The following is a 17,493-nucleotide window of genomic DNA, read 5'->3' on the forward strand; positions in this document are numbered from 1 at the left end:
GTGGCCGGGGTCAGGCGGCCATCCGGTGCCTGCCCCGGCCGGGCGTCGTCATCCAGCGGGCGACCACGCCCACCAGCGCGATGAAGGTCAGGCCCCAGAAGACGGCCAGCACGGCGAGCACGACCTCCTGGGACACCTGCACCGCGACCATGCAGAAGCCGATCGAGAGCGCGACCATGATCGTCACGGCGGTCGGGCTGAGGCTCAGCAGCCAGTGCCAGGCCCGGTGGCCCCAGCTCGGGTCCGCCGGGGCGTCGGGGCCGGTGTCGAGTTCCTTGTAGGTCAGCAGGTCCATGGGGATCGCCTCCCGTCGTCGGTCGGGAAAGTCGGAAAGGGGGAAGTCGGGAAAGGGGGACTGCCTGGTCCGCGGACCTTCCCGCACGGCCTACGAGGCCTTGCGGGGGGCCGCGGTCTTGCGGGTGGCCGTCTTGCCGGTCGTCGTCTCGCCTGTCGTCGTCTTGCCGGTCGTCGTCTTGCGGGCGGTGGTCTTGCGGGCGGTGGTCTTCGTCGCGGCGGCCTCGGGTTGCGCGGACGCCGTCTTCCTCGCCGGGGCGGCCCGCTTGCGCGGCGGCGCGGGCCCCTCCCCCGCGGGCCCGTCGCCGCCGTGCGCGACCTTGGCCTGCTTGAGGCTGCTGCGCAGCGCCTCCATCAGGTCGATCACGTTGTCGGGCGCCTCGCCGGGCTCCTCCTCGTGCGGGATCTCGACGCCCTCCAGGCGGGCCTGGACGACCTGCTGCAGGGCCAGTTGGTAGTCGTCGTGGAGCTGGGAGAGGTCGAAGTCCTCGGAGAGCGTCTCCATCAGCGACCGGGCCATCTTCAGCTCCTGCGGCCGTACCTTGACGTCCTCCTCCGGCGCGATCCCGGCCGCCGGGCGCACCTCGTCGGGCCAGATGCAGGTCTGCAGCACGAGGGTGCCGTCGTGCACGCGCAGCACCGCGGGCGACTCCCGGGTGCGCAGCGCGATCTTGGTGACGGCGATCTGGCCGGACTCGACGAGCGCGTCGCGCAGCAGGGCGTACGGCTTGGCCGCGCCCTTGTCGGCGACGCCGACGTAGTAGGCCTTGGAGAACATCAGCGGGTCGATCTCGGTGGCGTCGACGAAGGCCAGCACGTCGATGATCTTCTTGCTGGGCAGCGGGAGGTCGGCCAGGTCCTCGTCGGTGAGGGTGACGGTCCGGCCGTCGGGCGACTCGTAGCCCTTGGCGATCTCCGCGTACGGGACCTCCTTCTCCTCCCGCTCGCAGTACCGCTTCATCCGCACCCGTCCGCCGTCCTTGGCGTGCACCTGGTGCAGTGCGACGTCGTGCTCCTGCGTCGCCGAGTACAGGTGAACGGGGATGCTGACCAGCCCGAAGCTGATCGTCCCCTTCCAGGTGGTCTGCATGGGCATGAGGGCCACCCCTTCCGGAGAATCCCACTCTGCCCGGATTTGCCCCGTTCGGCCACACCGGGTCGACAATGGCCCGGAGGAGGCGGGTGCCGATGACTGTCGACGGGCGGGAGCAGTGCACGCCACCGCCGGAGCGGACGACGTACCGGGTGGCGTACGCCGTCCACGGGGAGCCCGGGGTGCGACGGGCGGAGGTGGCCCTGCTCCCCGGCCACGCGCAGGAGAGCGACATCCCCCGGATCCTCGCGGCCCGCCTCACCGGACGGCCGGCGGACGCGCGCCGGATCGTCGTCCTGGAACTGCGAGAGGCATAGACCTCCCATCCCGGAACACCCTCACGCGATCTGACGCTGCGTCAGATTTGAGGCTTCCACGTCACCTTTGCACCCCCTCTGACCTGCGCTTTCTCGTCCGCTTACCGAACAGTTATCGAGGCCTTGTTCCGATACTCGGGCGTAGAAGTTAGGTTGCACCGCAATGCGCGGGTCTGTCCCCACAAACCCTCCGGCGAGACGAGCCGAGGGTCACACCGCGCGGGAAAGGCAAAAGGGCACCCTTGATGAGTGCGGACACCACCAAGCCGGCGACGACGGCGAAGGTCCCCCACCAGGCGGGACCGGACGGGCACGGCGGGCACGGCGGCGACGGCCACCTGAAGGCCGGGCTCAAGAACCGCCACCTGTCGATGATCGCCATCGGCGGCGTGATCGGCGCCGGCCTGTTCGTCGGCTCCGGCGCGGGCATCGCGGCCACCGGCCCCGGCATCCTGCTCTCCTACGCGCTGGCCGGCCTGCTGGTCGTGCTGGTGATGCGGATGCTCGGCGAGATGGCCGCGGCCGACCCGCAGAGCGGCTCGTTCTCGGCCTACGCGGACCGCGCGCTCGGCCGCTGGGCCGGGTTCAGCATCGGCTGGCTGTACTGGTTCTTCTGGGTCGTGGTGCTCGCGGTCGAGGCGACCGCCGGCGCGAAGATCCTCAACCACTGGATGCCCGGCGTGCCGCAGTGGGCGTTCGCGCTGATCGTGATGGCGGTGCTCACCGCCACCAACCTCGCCTCGGTGTCGTCCTACGGCGAGTTCGAGTTCTGGTTCGCCGGGATCAAGGTCGTCGCGATCGCCGCGTTCCTGGTGATCGGCATCCTCGCCGTGTTCGGCCTGCTGCCCGGCACCCACTCGGTCGGCACCAGCAACCTCACCGGCCACGGCGGCTTCCTGCCGCACGGCGTCGGCGCGGTGTTCACCGGCATGCTCACCGTCGTGTTCGCGTTCATGGGCAGCGAGATCGTCACGCTCGCCGCCGGCGAGTCCGAGGACCCGGAGAAGGCCGTCACCAAGGCCACCAACAGCGTGATCTGGCGCATCGGCGTCTTCTACCTGGGCTCGATCCTGCTCGTCGTCACCCTGCTGCCCTGGGACTCCGCCGAGGTCAAGGCCAGCCCGTACGTCGCGGTGCTGAACCACGTGGGCATCCCGCACGCCGGCCAGGTGATGGACGTGATCGTGCTGACGGCCGTCCTGTCCTGCCTCAACTCCGGGATGTACACGGCCTCCCGGATGGCCTTCTCGCTCGGCCAGCGCGGCGACGCGCCCAAGGCGTTCGCGACCGTCACCAAGCGCGGCGTGCCGCGGGTCGCGATCCTGGCCTCGGTGGTATTCGGCTTCATCGCCGTCTTCTTCAACTACACCTCCCCCGACACGGTGTTCGCGTTCCTGCTGAACTCCTCCGGCGCGGTCGCGCTCTTCGTCTGGCTGGTGATCTGCGGCACCCAGCTGCGGATGCGCAAGATCATCGAGCGCGAGATGCCCGAGCGGCTGACCGTGCGGATGTGGCTGTACCCGTACCTCACCTGGACCGCGATCGGCATGATCGGGTTCGTGATGGCGTACATGTTCACCGACTCCGACGGGCGCAAGCAGATGTACCTGTCGCTGGTCGCCGCGGCGATCGTGCTCGCGGCCTCGGCCGTGGTGGGCCGTCGGCGGCGGGCCGCGGTGGCGGCGGATTCCTGAGCCGTCCGCCCCGCGCGTGAGGAACGCCGGGCCCGGGAGCCGTTGCGGAGGCTCCCGGGCCCGGTCCGCGTTCCAGGGGCTCCGCCCCGCGCTTGAGCGGCAGCCTTGAACGGCGGCGTTGAACGGCGGCTTGAGCGGCGGCTTGAGCGGCGGCTTGAGCGGCGACTCGTTTGACGGGTCTACGTCAATGGGGATACCCCGGCATGGCGCTTCCCCCTCGGAGCGCACCCCCACCGTCACCGGGAGGCCCCGTGCCGCTCCCCCGCGTTCCCTCGCCTGCTCCCTCCCCCGCCCCCATCCCGGTCCCCATCTCCGCCCCCATCCCCGTCTCCGCCCGGCTGCGCTTCGGCCACCGGCTGCGGCACTGGCGCGAGGTCCACGGCCTCAGCCAGGCCGAACTCGGCCGCCGGCTCGGCTACGACGACTCCCTCATCAGCCGGATCGAGAACGCCCGCCGCTGGCCGCCGCCCGGACTCGCCGTCCGCGCCGACGCACTGCTCGGCACCGGCGGCGAACTCACCGAGCTCTGGCAGCCCGTGCGGCAGGAACGCGAACACCTCGGCGCACTCGGCCCGCTCGGCGCGCCCGGGGCCGCCGGCACCGTCCGGCCCGACGCGGCCGCCCTCGACGTCCAGAGCGGCCTGCTGGCCGTCTACCGCGCCGCCCTCGGCCACATCGGCGGCGAGGACCTCACCGCCGTCCTCGAACACCACGCCCGCACCCTGGCCGGCTGGCGGCCGGACGCCCGCGTCCTCGCCCTCGCCGCCCGCTACGCCGAGCTCGCCGGCTGGGCCCACTTCGACGGCGACCGCCCCACCCGCGCCCTCGCCTGGTACGGCCGCGGGCTCGCGTGGGCCCGCGCCGCCGACGACCGGGCCGCCGTCGCCGACCTGCTCGCCCGGCAGAGCTCGGTGCACTGGTGGAACGGCGACCCCACGACCGCCCTGGCCCTCGCCGGCGCCGCCCGCGCCGCCGCACTCCTCCTGCCCGCCCGGCCCGGCGTCCAGGCCTGGGCCGCCCTCGCCGAGGCCCACGCGTACGGCCGCGCCGGTGCCGCCCCCGACGCCCTGCGCGCCCTCGCCGACGCCGAGCGGCTGACCGCGGCGGCCCTGCGCGCGGGCGAACCGAGCCCGTGGCTCGCGCGCGCCCACCTCGTCCTGACCGTCGCCCACGGCACGTGCCACCGCGACCTCGCCGCGAGCCTCGGCCGCCCGTCCCACGCCCGCAGCGCCGCGGCCCACCTGAGCACCGCGCTCACCCAGCTGCCGCCCTCCACCCACCCCCACGACCACGCCCTCGTCACGGCCCGCCTGGCCACCGCCCACGCCCACGCGGGCGAGCCGGAGGCCGCGACCGCCCTCCTCGCCCACCTGCCGCCCACCCCGACGGGCCGCACCGCCCACGAGGCCCGACAGGCCCGCAGCCTGCTGTCGCGCGTCCCGACCCCCTGAACCGGGGTGCCCGCCCTCGCCCCGCCCGGGGACCACCCACGCCAACGGGCCGCACCACACCAGACCCACGCCCTCACCGCCCCGGCAGACCGCCGGGCCCGCACCCCCCGCTCGGGGACCACCCCCGCCAACAGGCCGCACCCCACCAGACCCACGCCCTCACCGCCCCGGCAGACCGCCGGGCCCGCACCCCCTCTTGGCCCACTCCCTCCCCTTCTTCCGCACGCGCCGGCGCCCGGGGGCCGAGGACCGGCTCCCGGGCGCCTCTCCGCATCCCCGGTCAGAGGGTGGCCGCGGCCGCCGCGATGTCGGCGGCGTAGGTGCTCACCTTGGTGTAGACGCCGGGGTAGCCCGGTCGGGCGCAGCCGTTGCCCCAGCTGACGATGCCGACCTGGACGGGCCGCCCGGCCGAGTCGGCCCGGAACATCGGGCCGCCGGAGTCGCCCTGGCAGGTGTCGACGCCGCCCTGGTCGACGTAGCCCGCGCACAGCGAGGCCGAGGTGACGAGGTTCGGGTAGGCGGTCGTGCAGGCCGCGTCGTCCACGTGCGGCACGGTGGCCTTCAGGAGGTACTGCTGCTGGTCGCCGCCCTCGGTGGCCGCGCCCCAGCCCACGATGGTGAAGGTGCCGTCGTCGTACGCGGTGGAGTCGGTGACCGGCAGCGTGGCGACCTGTGCGCCGCCGACCGGCGCGCTCAGCTTGATGAGTGCCCAGTCGTTGCCGTTCTCCGCGCCGCTGAAGGCGGGCGACTGGTACACGTACGCGGACTGCGCGGTGATGGCGTCGGGGCTGTTGAGGTCGACGACGCCGAGTGTGGCCGTGATGGTCGTGTCGGCGCCGGTGCCGTTCACGCAGTGCGCGGCGGTGAGGACGATCTGCGGGCTGTAGAGCGCGCCGCCGCAGCCCATCGAGAGCCGCACCATGAACGGGAACTCGCCCTGCGCGGCCTGCGTGCCGCCGACGACCGTCTGGGACGGCGTCGGGGCGGCCGCGGCGGGCAGGGCCGTCATGCCCGCCGCGAACACGAATCCGGCCAACAGACCGACGATCCTTCCGAATTGACGCTTCATCGATACCTCCTGGACAGGTCGGGAGGATCGAGCGTGGCGCGCCGCGGCGGCGCGGCAGGAGGGGTCGGGCCCTGCCAGCCCGGCTTGGCAGGAACACAGCAAGGCGGGATTCCACCACATTCCGGTGACGATCCGACCACTCTCCGCCGAACTCCGCCCGCCAAACATGTGAGGCCGCCCACAGGGGTTTCCCCATCTACGACTCTCCGTAGCAGAAGCCCCGCACCGGGCGCCCGACCCGCTTGATCCCGGGCCCGCCCGGCGCCTCACCCCACCTGAAGAACGCAGGCCACCATGCCGTTCCCCCTCTGGATCACCGTCCGCAACCGGCCCGCAACCTCCAGCCGAACAACTCGGGCAATCCACTCAAAACGGGCGACCACCCCCCGCCGCACCCACTACCCGGCGTAGTAGCGAGCGCCTTTGCCACCCGTCCCCGGCCCTGCCAAGAATGGCTCGTCGCCAGGCAGCGCCGACGGTCCCACCGCCGCGCCGCCCGGCCCGCCCCGCCGGTTCCGCCGGGGCGCCGCGGCCGTCCGAGGACGGTCGTGTGATGCCACCCGACGGAAAAGGACCTTCCGCAGTCATGCCGCTCAGCCATGCCCGCCGCAATTCCCTGATCACCGGTGTCGCCACCCTCGTCGTGGCGAGTGCCGCCACCGCCGCGCTGGCGATCCCGCAGGCCGGCGACACGGCCGAGGCCGCCACCCCGGTCGCCGCCGTCTCGGTCGTCGACCAGGCCGCCCAGGCGCCGCAGACCCCGCAGGCCGACCCCGCCGCGCAGGCCCAGGCCGACGCCGCCGCGGCCGCCCAGGCGCAGGCCCAGGCCGCCGCCCAGGCGCAGGCCGAGGCCGACGCGAAGGCCCAGGCGGACGCCAAGGCGAAGGCCGACGCCGACGCCGCCGCGTCCCGCTCCCAGCAGCGCCAGACCCTCAGCGCCGCCCCCGCGGCCCCCACCGGCACCCCGCAGCAGATCGCCGCCCAGCTCGTGCCCGCCGGCCAGCTCCAGTGCTTCAGCAACATCGTCTCCCGCGAGAGCACCTGGAACCCCCTCGCCGTCAACGCCTCCTCCGGCGCCTACGGCCTCGTCCAGGCCCTCCCCGGCTCCAAGATGGCCTCCGCCGGCTCCGACTGGCGCACCAACCCCGCGACCCAGATCAAGTGGGGCCTGGACTACATGAACTCCCGCTACGGCAGCCCCTGCGGCGCGTGGTCCTTCTGGCAGACCCACCACTGGTACTGATCCGGCCGCCGGCACCGAGCCGGCCCCTCCGGCACCCCCACGGGCCCGCGGCGCGCAGCGCGTCGCGGGCCCGTGCCGTTCGGATACGGCCAGGTTTCTGGCGTGGACGCGTCCGGAAGGCGGCGTGAAGATATCGCGCACGGTCGTGCGGTTTGCCGGGGATTGCCCGGAATTACGGGGCGTCAGGGCTTTGCCACGGTTCGCGCGCCCTCTTACGCTCCGGCGTCATGCCCTCACCCCTGATCAGTGTCGTGCTCCCCGCTTACGACCAGCACGAACAGCTGGCGGACTGTTTGGACTCGCTGCTCGGCCAGTCCTTCCGGGACGTCGAGGTGATCGTGGTCGCCGACCGCTCCGCCGAGACCCCGCGCGACCTCGTGGACGCGTTCGCGGCGAAGCACCCGCAGGTGTCGGTGCTGCACCTGGACGCCGCGGTCGGGGTGGGCGTGGCGCGCAACGCCGGAGCGGCGCGGGCGGCCGGCGAGTACCTGCTGTTCCTGGACGCCGACCACGTACTGCCGCCGGACGGGCTCCAGGCGCTCGCGGACCGGCTGGCGGAGACCGGCCCGGTGGACGTCCTGCAGTTCGGGCACACCCGGCTGCACAACGGCCGCGAGTGGGCCGGCGGCGCGGCGCAGCGGCTGGCCGCGGCCGGGGGCGAGGTCGCCGGGCCGTTCGAGCGCCCGGAGCTGCTGGGCGCGCCGCCGCTGATCTGGGACCGCCTGGTGCGCCGCGGCCACTGGGCCGAGCTCAAGCTGGCCTTCCCCGACGGCCGGTACGAGGAGATCCCGGTCGTGTACGAGGCGATGCTCGGCGCGCAGCGGGTGGCCGTCCTGCCGCGCGAGTGCGTGCAGCTGCGGCGCCGGGAGACCGTCCACCCGACCGGTTCGCCCGGCGGCAGCGTCTTCGACCTCTTCGAGCAGTACGAGCGCGCCTTCGCGCTGCTGGAGGACCAGCCGCACCTGTACGCCGTCCGCGACGCGGTGTTCGTCCGGATGATCCGGCACTACCTGTTCGTGTTCGACCTCGCCGGGTGCGTGACGCGCGCCGAGCGGCCGCAGTTCTTCCACCGGGCCGCCGAGCACCACCGCCGTTTCCTGCCGCCCGGGCACAAGAAGCCGGGCGGGCGCGAGGGCGTCAAGTTCACGCTCCTGGCGGGCGGGGCGTACCCGGCGTTCGAGGTGGCGAAGCTGTCCCACATCGCGCGCGGCACGATCACGGGGGCCAACCGGCGCAAGCCCTGATCCCGGGATCGCGGGGCAGCGGCTACGGCGGCCACTCCGTCGGAGGAACGGGCGGGGTGGCCCACTGCCGCGCGGCACGTCGAGCTGTCATGATCGGCCGGAGCCGTCGCCGCACCGCCCCGGAGGTCCCCGGTGAGCCGTCCGTCCGCCGTCCCCGGAGCCGAGCTGGCCCGTGAGCTGGCCGCCGAGCTGCGCGGCGAGGTCCGCTTCGGCGCCGCCGAGCGCACGGTCTACGGCCACGACGCCTCCAACTACCGCCACCTGCCGCTCGGCGTGGTCAAGCCGGCCGACCGGGACGACGTGCGCACCGCGCTCGCGCTGTGCCGCCGGTACGCGGTGCCGGTGGTGGCCCGCGGGGCGGGCACGAGCATCGGCGGGCAGGCGATCGGGCCGGGCGCGGTGGTGCTGGACTTCCGCCGCCACCTGGGCGCGGTGCTCGACGTCGACCCCGAGGCCCGCACGGCCCGGATCGAGCCCGGCGTCGTCCTGGACGACCTCCAGCGCGCCGCCCGCCCCCACGGGCTGCGCTTCGGCCCGGACCCGTCCACGCACAGCCGCTGCACGGTCGGCGGCATGATCGGCAACGACGCGTGCGGCTCGCACTCCCTCGCCTGGGGGCGCACCTCCGACAGCGTCGAGCGGCTGGAACTGCTCCTCGCGGACGGCACCGAGCTGACCGTCGGCGGCTCGCTGACCCCCGCCGAACGCGACACGCTGCGCGCCCTGCCCGGACGGGCCGGACAACTCCACACGCTGCTCCAGGAGTTCACCGACCGCAACCTCGCGACCATCCGCCAGGGCCTGCCCCGCCTGCCCCGCCGCGGCTCCGGCTACCCGCTGGACGCACTGCTCCCCGAGCACGGCCACGACCTGGCCCGCGCCCTCACCGGCACCGAGGGCACCTGCGCGCTGCTGCTCGGCGCCACCGTCCGGCTCGTCGAGGACCCGCCCGCCCGCGCACTCGTCGTGGCCGGCTACCCGGACGAGGGCGCCGCCGCCGACGCGGTCCCCGCCCTGCTGCCGCTGGGCCCGCTGACCGCCGAGGGCATGGCGGCCGACCTGATCGAGGCCCTCCTCGCGGCCGGCCCCCGCCCGCCCGCGCTCGACCGGCTGCCCGCCGGCGCCTGCTGGCTGTTCCTGGAGGTCGGCGGCGCCACCCGCACCGAGGCCTACCAGGCCGCCCGCCGGCTCGCCGACGCGGTGCGGCGCGAGCCGTCGGCCGCCGTCGCCCTCGTCACCGACCCGGTCGAGCAGCGGCAGCTGTGGGCCGTCCGGGAGGCGGGCGCCGGGACCGTCACCCGGCTGCCGGGAGGCGGTGAGGCCTGGCCGGGCTGGGAGGACTCCGCCGTCCCGCCCGAGCGGCTCGGCGACTACCTGCGCGACCTGCGCGCGCTGCTGCGCCGGCACAGCCTGCGCGGCGTGCCGTACGGGCACTTCGGCGAGGGCTGCGTGCACCTGCGGATCGACTTCCCGCTCGGCGAGCCCCAAGGGGTGCTGGTCTTCCGGGAGTTCCTGGAGCAGGCGGCCGATCTGGCCGTCTCGTACGGCGGTTCGCTCTCCGGCGAGCACGGCGACGGACAGGCCCGCGCCGAGCTGCTGCCGCGCATGTACCGGCCCGAAGTCCTGGCGCTCTTCCGCGAGTTCAAGCACATCTGGGATCCGGAGAACCTGCTCAACCCGGGCGCCCTCGTCGACCCGCGCCCGCTCGACGCCGACCTGCGCTTCGTCACCGCCCCGCGCCGCGCCCTGCCCCTCGCCCTCCCGTACGAGCAGGACGGCGGCAGCCTCACGAAGGCCGTGCACCGCTGCGTCGGCGTCGCCAAGTGCGTCGACACCAGCACCGGGGTGATGTGCCCGAGCTACATGGCCACGAGCGAGGAGCGGCACTCCACCCGGGGCCGGGCCAGGCTGCTCGCCGAGATGCTGCGCGGCGCGGGGACACCCTCCGGCCACCGCTCCGAGGCCGCGATCACCGACGGCTGGCGCTCGGAGGAGGTCCGGGAGGCGCTGGACCTCTGCCTGGGCTGCAAGGGCTGCGCGAGCGACTGCCCGGTGCACGTCGACATGGCGACGTACCGGACGGAGTTCCTGTACCAGCACTACCGGCGCCGCCTCCGCCCGCGCTCCCACTACTCGATGGGCCGGCTGCCGTTCTGGCTGCGCGCCGCCGCCCTCGCCCCCGGGGCCGCCAACACCCTCGCCCGCTCCCCGGCCGGCGCCCTGCTGAAGCGGCTCGGCGGGATCGACCGGCGGCGCGTCCTGCCCGTCCTCCCGCCGGAGACCTTCACCCGCTGGTACCGCCGGCACCGCGCCGCGCACCCGGCCCCGGCGGGCGCACCGCCCGTCCTGCTCTGGCCGGACACGTTCTCCGAGCACCTCCAGCCGAACGTGGCGCGCGCGGCCGTCGAGGTGCTGGAGCACCTGGGCTTCGACGTCCGCCTGCCCGCCGGCCCGGTCTGCTGCGGCCTCACGTGGTACTCCACCGGCCAACTCGACTCCGCCCGGCGGGTGTTGCGCCGCAGCCTGCGCGCGATCGACGCGGCCGGCCTGCCCGCCGACACCCCCGTGGTGGGACTCGACCCGAGCTGCACCGCCAGCCTGCGCGAGGACCTCCCCCGCCTGCTCGGCCCGGACGGCCGCCCGCTCGCCCGACGCACGCTCACCTTCGCCGAGTTCCTCGACGAACACGCCCCCGACGCCCCGCTCCCCCGCATCCCGCGCGACGCCGTCACCCAGACCCACTGCCACCAGCACGCCGTCCTCGGCACCGCCGCCGACCGCCGCGTCGAAGCCCGACTGGGCCTGCACAACCGGGTCCTGGACTCCGGCTGCTGCGGCCTGGCCGGCAACTTCGGCTTCGAGCAGGGCCACTTCGAGATCTCCGAGGCGATCGCCGAACGCGTCCTCCTCCCCGAACTGCGCGCCACCACCCCCGGCACGGTGATCCTGGCCGACGGCTTCAGCTGCCGCACCCAGATCACCCAACTCGCCGAAGGACGCCGGGCGCTGCACCTCGCCGAGCTGATCGCCGGGGGATTGCGGGAGGAGGACTAGACCCGCCGCTCCGGGGCGAACGGCGTGCCGCTGGACAGGGCGCGGTGGCCGACGGCCAGGGCCTCGCCCAGGAAGCCGGTGCCGATGGAGAGCTGGACCGGTCGGGCGTCCGCGGCGAGGCCGAAGTGGGCGGCCAGCGCGGCGAATCCGGCCATGACGGCGAGGGAGATCCCGGCCGCCAGGAACGTCCGCCAGGTGTAGCGCTGCCACAGCACGCCGTCGCGCTCGTAGACGCGGACGGTCACGCCGCGGGCCGCTCCGAGTGCGGTGCCGAGGACGGCGCCCGCGGTGATCCAGGCGTAGTCCGCCGCGTGCAGGCCCGCGTGCCGGGAGACCGTCCAGAGGCCGATCCCGGTCAGCACCACGGGCGGCGCGAACAGGTCCCGGGCGTTGAGCGGTTCGCCGTTCAGGCGCCGGACGACCACCACCGCCACCACGGCGGCGATCAGCCCCGCGTGCAGCCAGACGTTCATGTCGGTTCCCCCCACGTTTTTAGCTCGACTGTGCTAAATCAGCAATTTAGCCCACCCGTGCTATAACGACAACATGCCCAAGATCGTGGACCCCGCGGAACGCCGCCAGGCCGTCGCCGACGCCGTACTGCGGGTCGCCGCCCGGGACGGACTGGAACACGCCTCACTGCGCAACGTCGCCGAGGAGGCCGGGCTCGCCGTCGGGTCGGTCCGGCACTACTTCGCGGGCGGCCCGGAGCTGATGATCTTCGCGATGCAGGAGCTGGCCCGCCGCATCGACGCCCGGATCCGCGCCCACGCCGGCGCCCTGCTCGACCCGGCGACGGCCGCCGGCGACCGGCCCGCCCGCACCGAGGCGCTGCTCGCCGAGGTCCTCCCGCTGGACGCCCGGCGGCGCGAGGAGTCCGCGCTCTGGCTCGCCTTCGTCACCGCCGCCCGCACCCGCCCCGAACTCCGGCCCCGCGCCGCCGAGATGCAGGCGGGCCTGGACGACCTCGTCCGCCGCGTCCTCGAAGAGACCGCCCGCTCCGGCGCCCTCGCCCCCGGCCTCGACCTCGCCGTCGAGACCCGCCGCCTCTCCGCCCTCCTCGACGGCCTCACCCTCCAGGCCGTCCAGCACCCCGACCTGGTCGGCCCGGACGAGCTGCGCACGGTGCTGCGCCGTCACCTCGACAGCCTCACCGCACCCCGCTGACACGGGGCCACCAGCGGCGCCACAATGGCCGGATGACCCTCACCACCGCCGAGGCGGACAAGATCCTGGCCGACAACTTCGCCCCCTGGGTGCAGGCGCTCGGCCTGTCGGTGACCGAGACCGGCGAGCGGCACGCCGTGCTGCGCCTGCCGTGGTCCGGGCAACTGGCCCGGGAGGGCGGCGGGCTGTCCGGGCAGGCCCTGATGGCCGCCGCCGACACCGCGAGCGTGATCGCCGTGTCGGCGGCCCGCGGCGGCTTCGGGCCGATGACCACCGTCCAGCAGTCGACGACCTTCCAGCGCGCCGTCGCCGAGCGGGACGTCCTGGTGCACGCCCGGGTGACCAAGCTCGGCCGGCGGATCGCCTTCCTCGACATCACGCTCACCGCCGAGGGCGACGAGGAGCCGGCCGCGCACGCCACCACGGTCTACGCGCTCGCCTGACCGGACGCTCCCCCCGAAGGGCGGACGCGCGTCACGCGTCCGCCTTGGGCGCCTCCTCCGCGCACACCGCCGACACGAACTCCGCCACCCGCGCCTGCGGCATCCCGCGCGCGATGTCCGCCTCGCTGATCATCCCGACCAGCTTGTGCTCGGGGTGGTTGATCACCGGCAGCCGGCGCACCCGGTACTGCTCCATCACGCGCAGCACCTGCTCGGTGTCCTCGTCCGCCTCCACCGTCATCGGCCGGCCCTCGGCCAGCTCGCCCGCCGTCACCGCGGACGGGTCCCGGCCCTCCGCGATGCACTTGAGCACGATGTCGCGGTCGGTGACGATGCCCAGCAGCTTCTCGTTCTCGCCGCAGATGGGCAGCGCCCCGACGTCCCGGTCCCGCATGATCCGGGCGGCGGTGGCGAGCGTCTCGTGCTCGCGGATGCACTCCGCGCCCGGGTGCATGATGTCGCTGGCTCTGGTCATGGTCCGCCTCCCTGACGTGCCTGCCGTCCCCGTTGTCCATCGTGGTCCGGGCGGCCGACGGTCGCCACCGGGGCAGCCCCGGGGAGCCTCACGGCCGCCTCCGGACCGCCCTCAGGCCGCCTTGCCGTGCTCGGCGCGCCGGTCCTCCGCCTCCGCGCCCTCCAGCGGCGGCGATGGCTTCAACAGCTCCTCCAGCGGCGGGAGTTCCAGCTGCTGCGCGCCGTCCTCGACAGCCGGCTGCGCGGTGTCGACGGCCGCCTGTGCGGTCTCGGCGACCGCGTTCCGCGCCGACCGCAGCTGGGCGTCCGTCGCCGAGTCCAGGAAGCGCAGCAGCTCCACCGGGAACGGCAGCACGAGCGTCGAGTTCTTCTCCGCCGCCACCTCCACCACGGTCTGCAGCAGCCGCAGTTGGAGCGCCGCCGGGGTCGCGCTCATCACCGCGGCGGCCTCCGACAGGCGGGCCGAGGCCTGGTACTCGCCGTCCGCCGTGATGATCCGCGCCCGGCGCTCGCGCTCGGCCTCCGCCTGCCGGGCGATCGAGCGCTTCATCGACTCCGGCAGGGCGACGTCCTTGATCTCCACCCGGTCGATCTGGATGCCCCAGCCCAGCGCCGGACTGTCGATCATCAACTCCAGGCCCTGGTTGATCGGTTCGCGGTTGGCCAGCAGGTCGTCCAGCTCGCTCTTGCCGATGATCGACCGCAGCGAGGTCTGCGCGACCTGGGAGATCGCGAAGTTGTAGTCCTGCACGTTGACGGTCGCCTTGACCGGGTCCTCCACCCGGAAGTAGACCACCGCGTCCACCCGCACGGTCACGTTGTCCCGGGTGATGCCCTCCTGCGCCGGGATCGGCATCGTCACGATCTGCACGTTGACCTTGCGCAGCTTGTCCGCGATCGGCATCAGCGCGACCAGCCCGGGCTCGCGCACCTCGTCCCGCACCCGCCCGAAGCGGAACACCACGCCCTTCTGGAACTGCTGGACCACCCTGATGCTCAGGCCCGCCCAGACCGCCCCCAGCCCCACCAGACCCCCGATCGCCCCCAGCACCGCATCGACGATCATCGCGGCCTCCTCGCGCGCGCCCACCCGTCCCGGCCGTGGCCGACCCGGGCCGACCGGGGGCCGCCGGAGCAGCTGGTTCCACGCTACGCCTGCCCGGGTGCGAGCCGGGAGAACGTTGACCGGCCCTAGGATCGTCGCCATGCCGCTGTCCCCCGCCGACGACCCCGGCCACCCGCGCCACCCCGCCGAGGCCGCCGCCCGCGCCGCCGCAATGGCCGCCCTGGACCGCGTCGTCACCGGCTGCCGCGCCTGCCCGCGCCTGGTCGAGTGGCGCGAGGAGACCGCCCGCACCAAGCGCCGCGCCTACCAGGACTGGGACTACTGGGCTCGCCCGATCCCCGGCTTCGGCCCGCCCGACGCCCCGCTCGTCCTCGTCGGCCTCGCCCCCGCCGCCCACGGCGCCAACCGCACCGGCCGCATCTTCACCGGCGACCCCTCCGGCGACATCCTGTACGCGGCCCTGTACGAGCTCGGGCTCGCCAACCGCCCGGAGTCCGTCCGCTACGGCGACGGCCTGGAGCTGCGCGGCGTCCGCGTCACCGACCCGGTGCGCTGCGCCCCGCCCGACAACAAGCCGACCACCGCCGAGCGCGACACCTGCCGCCCCTGGATCACCCGGGAACTGGAGCTCCTGCGCCCCGCCGTGCGGACGGTCGTCGCCCTCGGCGGGTTCGCCTGGCAGGCCCTGCTCCCGGCCGTGGCCGCCGCCGGCTGGGAGGTCCCGCGGCCACGCCCCGCGTTCGGCCACGCCGCCCACGCCACCCTGCCCGCCACCGACGGCGGCCCGCCGCTCCACCTGTACGGCTGCTACCACGTGAGCCCGCGCAACACGAACACCGGCCGCCTCACGACAGAGATGCTCCACGACCTCCTCCGCACCGCCGCCCGCACCGCCGGCCTCGACCCGAAGTAGCGGGGCGGGGTGCTCGGCCGAAGCGCCGCGCCGCCATGATCCCGCCGTCGACCAGGCACCCCCTGAGGCCCCCGGCGCCGGTGCCGTGGCCCTGGTGCCGTGGCCGGACAGGTCCACCGCGTTGCGACGCCCGGCACGGCACTAGGGCCACGGCACTAGCCGAAGCGCACCAGCCTGTGCCGCGACGCCCGGGCCCACACCGCCGGGAGGCGGTCCCGGGCCGCCTCCGCCGCCGCCAGCTGTCCGCCGTACAGCACCCCGTACGCGAACGCCTCGCCGCTCGTCGCGGCCTGGCCGGCCAGGGCGACGGCGGCCACGGCGGCGTCCTGGTGCTCGCCCAGCACCTCCTGCACGGCCTTCATCCGCTCGACGTACCGGTCCGCAGCCCCGCCCACCGCCGGCGCGGCGGTCTCACCGGCGTAGCGGGCGCGCTTGGCGGCCTTGCGGGCCTCGTGCAGGGCGCGGTCCCGGTCCTCGGGCCCGGCGGCCAGGGCGGCCCGCACCCGGCGGCCGGTGCGCCGCTGCTCCCTGGCGGCGATGCGCGACAGCTCGGGCACGGCCGGGCGCCGGGCCCGGCGGCGCAGCGGCGGGGCGGCCAGCAGCCCGGCCAGCCCGGCGGCGAGGGCACGGCGGCGGGAGCTGTCGAGGGCGGCCACCACTTCGGGCCGGATCCGGCGGTACTCGGCCCCGCCCCACCGTTCCAGTTCCGCGGCCACCCGTTCCGGGCCGCACTCGGCGGGCAGCTCCCGGGCGCGGGCCGCGAGCCGCTCGGCCAGGACCTCGCGGTCGCGCGCGCGGCCGAGGGCGGCGGCCAGCCATCTCAGCTCGGCCACGAGCTCGTCCGTGGCGCCGGCCGCGAAGAGGCGCCGGTACGTCCGCAGCGCGCTGCGCAGGCGCCGACAGGCGACCCGCATCCGGTGAACCGCGTCCGGCTCGTCCGCGCGGACGGCGTCGTCGAGTCCGGCGAGCACGGCGGCCTGGGCCTCGATGCGGGCGAGCAGCACCTGTCCGACCGTGGCGTCGGGCCGGGCCATGGGCGTTCACCCCCTCGTCGGGGTCGCCGCCCCATCCCGGGGGCGGCGAAACGCCTTCCAGGCTAGTCCTCCGACCCTCCTTGTCTACTGGGCGTTCATCTTCCGTCCACCACGGGCGACCGCGCGGCACGACCCGCCACCCCCTCCCGAGGGGCACCGTTCCGGCCCGCACCCTCGTGCCGGGTGTAAGGGTCGTGACATACTCCCGGACGTGATGACGTCCACCCGTGCGACCAGGGCCCTGCGGGCCGCGGTGTTCACCGCGCTCGCCGTGCCGCTGTCCGCGCTGGGCCAGGTGGTCATCACGGGTCGCCCGCTGCCGCTCACGCTGGTGGCCGCCGCGACCGCCGTCGTCTTCCTGGTGTCGGCCGCGCTGGCCGGCGGGGAGCGGCGGCTGCTGCACATCTCCGCCGTGATGGTGCCGGTGGAGCTGCTGCTCAACACGACGTTCAACCTCGGCCAGACCGGCTGTGGCCCGATCCTGAGCGAGCACGTGCCCGCGCGCGGCATGAACCTGCTGGTGTGCGGCGGTGGTTCGGTGGACGGCTCGCTGCTGTCCGGGCCGCTCGGGCACGACGGACCGTTCGCGCCCGCCGCCACCCAGTTGCTGGTCCTGCTGGTGCACCTGATGATCGCGGTGGCCGCGTCCGCCTGGCTGCGGCTGGGCGATGCCGCCCTGACCGGGCTGGCCCGGGCGCTGCGCGCCCTGCGCCAGTCGGTGGCCGCGCCGCTGCGGGCACTGCTCCTGCTGCTGGTCCCGGCCCCGGTGCGCCCGGTGCTGCGGGTGCCGCTGCCGGTGTCCGACCACGAGCGTCCCCGCCGCGAGGACGTCGTCCTCAGCCCCGCGCCCCGGCGCGGCCCGCCGGCCTTCGCGCCGGCCTGCTGACACCGTTCCCACGGCCACGGGCCCGGCGCACGACTCCCGCGTTCACCCACC

The 17,493-nt window shown here is 74.8% G+C and carries 17 protein-coding genes; 10 read left to right on the plus strand and 7 right to left on the minus strand.

What is annotated here, in order from left to right; genetic code table 11:
* Positions 1-10: 10 nt before the first annotated feature.
* Together ACFVU9_RS15020 and ACFVU9_RS15025 are read right to left on the minus strand one after the other, a co-directional pair.
* The gene (locus ACFVU9_RS15020; protein ID WP_380443203.1) at positions 11-295 is read right to left on the minus strand and encodes a hypothetical protein; all 285 of its coding nucleotides are present in this window, start codon (positions 293-295) and stop codon (positions 11-13) included.
* A 90-nt stretch (positions 296-385) separates the two neighbouring features.
* Positions 386-1,384, minus strand: coding sequence for a Ku protein (locus ACFVU9_RS15025; RefSeq protein ID WP_387593617.1), 999 nt, complete (start codon positions 1,382-1,384; stop codon positions 386-388).
* A gap of 98 nt (positions 1,385-1,482) precedes the next feature.
* On the opposite strand from ACFVU9_RS15025, the gene ACFVU9_RS15030 reads away from it, so the two are divergent.
* From ACFVU9_RS15030 to ACFVU9_RS15040, 3 genes are all read left to right on the plus strand, one after another.
* Positions 1,483-1,704 carry a hypothetical protein gene (locus ACFVU9_RS15030; RefSeq protein WP_387593560.1) on the plus strand — a complete coding sequence of 74 codons (222 nt, stop codon included), beginning with the start codon at positions 1,483-1,485 and terminating at the stop codon, positions 1,702-1,704.
* Positions 1,705-1,949: 245 nt separating this feature from the next.
* Positions 1,950-3,398: an amino acid permease gene (locus tag ACFVU9_RS15035; RefSeq protein ID WP_380443199.1), complete on the plus strand. Its 1,449-nt coding sequence runs from the start codon at positions 1,950-1,952 to the stop codon at positions 3,396-3,398.
* 251 nt (positions 3,399-3,649) lie between these two features.
* Positions 3,650-4,849 (plus strand): helix-turn-helix domain-containing protein, encoded by a 1,200-nt coding sequence (locus ACFVU9_RS15040; protein ID WP_387593562.1) that lies wholly within the window; start codon positions 3,650-3,652, stop codon positions 4,847-4,849.
* Between the two features lie 280 nt (positions 4,850-5,129).
* Here ACFVU9_RS15040 and ACFVU9_RS15045 read toward each other — a convergent pair whose 3' ends face one another.
* Positions 5,130-5,918 carry a serine protease gene (locus ACFVU9_RS15045; RefSeq protein ID WP_380443195.1) on the minus strand — a complete coding sequence of 263 codons (789 nt, stop codon included), beginning with the start codon at positions 5,916-5,918 and terminating at the stop codon, positions 5,130-5,132.
* 586 nt (positions 5,919-6,504) lie between these two features.
* Here ACFVU9_RS15045 and ACFVU9_RS15050 point away from each other — a divergent pair.
* The 3 genes from ACFVU9_RS15050 (at position 6,505) to ACFVU9_RS15060 (ending at position 11,459) form a co-directional block, all read left to right on the plus strand.
* Positions 6,505-7,161, plus strand: coding sequence for a transglycosylase SLT domain-containing protein (locus ACFVU9_RS15050; protein ID WP_387593564.1), 657 nt, complete (start codon positions 6,505-6,507; stop codon positions 7,159-7,161).
* Positions 7,162-7,388: 227 nt separating this feature from the next.
* On the plus strand, positions 7,389-8,405 hold the full coding sequence (locus ACFVU9_RS15055) for a glycosyltransferase family 2 protein (protein WP_380443190.1): 1,017 nt from the start codon (positions 7,389-7,391) through the stop codon (positions 8,403-8,405).
* A gap of 132 nt (positions 8,406-8,537) precedes the next feature.
* Positions 8,538-11,459 carry an FAD-binding and (Fe-S)-binding domain-containing protein gene (locus ACFVU9_RS15060; protein WP_387593566.1) on the plus strand — a complete coding sequence of 974 codons (2,922 nt, stop codon included), beginning with the start codon at positions 8,538-8,540 and terminating at the stop codon, positions 11,457-11,459.
* Here ACFVU9_RS15060 and ACFVU9_RS15065 read toward each other — a convergent pair.
* Positions 11,456-11,932: a DUF1453 domain-containing protein gene (locus ACFVU9_RS15065; RefSeq protein ID WP_387593568.1), complete on the minus strand. Its 477-nt coding sequence runs from the start codon at positions 11,930-11,932 to the stop codon at positions 11,456-11,458. The genes ACFVU9_RS15060 and ACFVU9_RS15065 overlap by 4 nt on opposite strands.
* 73 nt (positions 11,933-12,005) lie before the next feature.
* Between ACFVU9_RS15065 and ACFVU9_RS15070 the strand changes: the two genes are divergently transcribed.
* Positions 12,006-12,626, plus strand: a complete 621-nt coding sequence (locus ACFVU9_RS15070) for a TetR/AcrR family transcriptional regulator (protein WP_387593570.1) — start codon at positions 12,006-12,008, stop codon at positions 12,624-12,626.
* A 32-nt stretch (positions 12,627-12,658) separates the two neighbouring features.
* Complete coding sequence (locus ACFVU9_RS15075; protein WP_380443182.1) at positions 12,659-13,069, plus strand: PaaI family thioesterase; 411 nt, start codon at positions 12,659-12,661, stop codon at positions 13,067-13,069.
* A 31-nt stretch (positions 13,070-13,100) separates the two neighbouring features.
* Here the strand turns inward: ACFVU9_RS15075 and ACFVU9_RS15080 are convergent, their stop codons facing one another.
* Positions 13,101-13,544 (minus strand): CBS domain-containing protein, encoded by a 444-nt coding sequence (locus ACFVU9_RS15080; RefSeq protein WP_380443180.1) that lies wholly within the window; start codon positions 13,542-13,544, stop codon positions 13,101-13,103.
* Positions 13,545-13,655: 111 nt separating this feature from the next.
* Positions 13,656-14,609 carry an SPFH domain-containing protein gene (locus tag ACFVU9_RS15085; protein ID WP_380506834.1) on the minus strand — a complete coding sequence of 318 codons (954 nt, stop codon included), beginning with the start codon at positions 14,607-14,609 and terminating at the stop codon, positions 13,656-13,658.
* A gap of 211 nt (positions 14,610-14,820) precedes the next feature.
* Between ACFVU9_RS15085 and ACFVU9_RS15090 the strand changes: the two genes are divergently transcribed.
* Positions 14,821-15,522 (plus strand): uracil-DNA glycosylase, encoded by a 702-nt coding sequence (locus ACFVU9_RS15090; protein WP_387593619.1) that lies wholly within the window; start codon positions 14,821-14,823, stop codon positions 15,520-15,522.
* 155 nt (positions 15,523-15,677) lie between these two features.
* On the opposite strand, the gene ACFVU9_RS15095 is transcribed toward ACFVU9_RS15090, so the two are convergent.
* Entirely contained in the window at positions 15,678-16,556 is an 879-nt protein-coding gene (locus tag ACFVU9_RS15095; RefSeq protein WP_380443176.1) for a CHAD domain-containing protein, read from the minus strand.
* Between the two features lie 214 nt (positions 16,557-16,770).
* Between ACFVU9_RS15095 and ACFVU9_RS15100 the strand changes: the two genes are divergently transcribed.
* Positions 16,771-17,442 (plus strand): hypothetical protein, encoded by a 672-nt coding sequence (locus ACFVU9_RS15100; RefSeq protein ID WP_380443173.1) that lies wholly within the window; start codon positions 16,771-16,773, stop codon positions 17,440-17,442.
* Positions 17,443-17,493 lie beyond the last annotated feature (51 nt).

This window comes from Kitasatospora sp. NPDC057936 (assembly GCF_042887525.1).
Taxonomy (GTDB): Bacteria; Actinomycetota; Actinomycetes; order Streptomycetales; family Streptomycetaceae; genus Kitasatospora.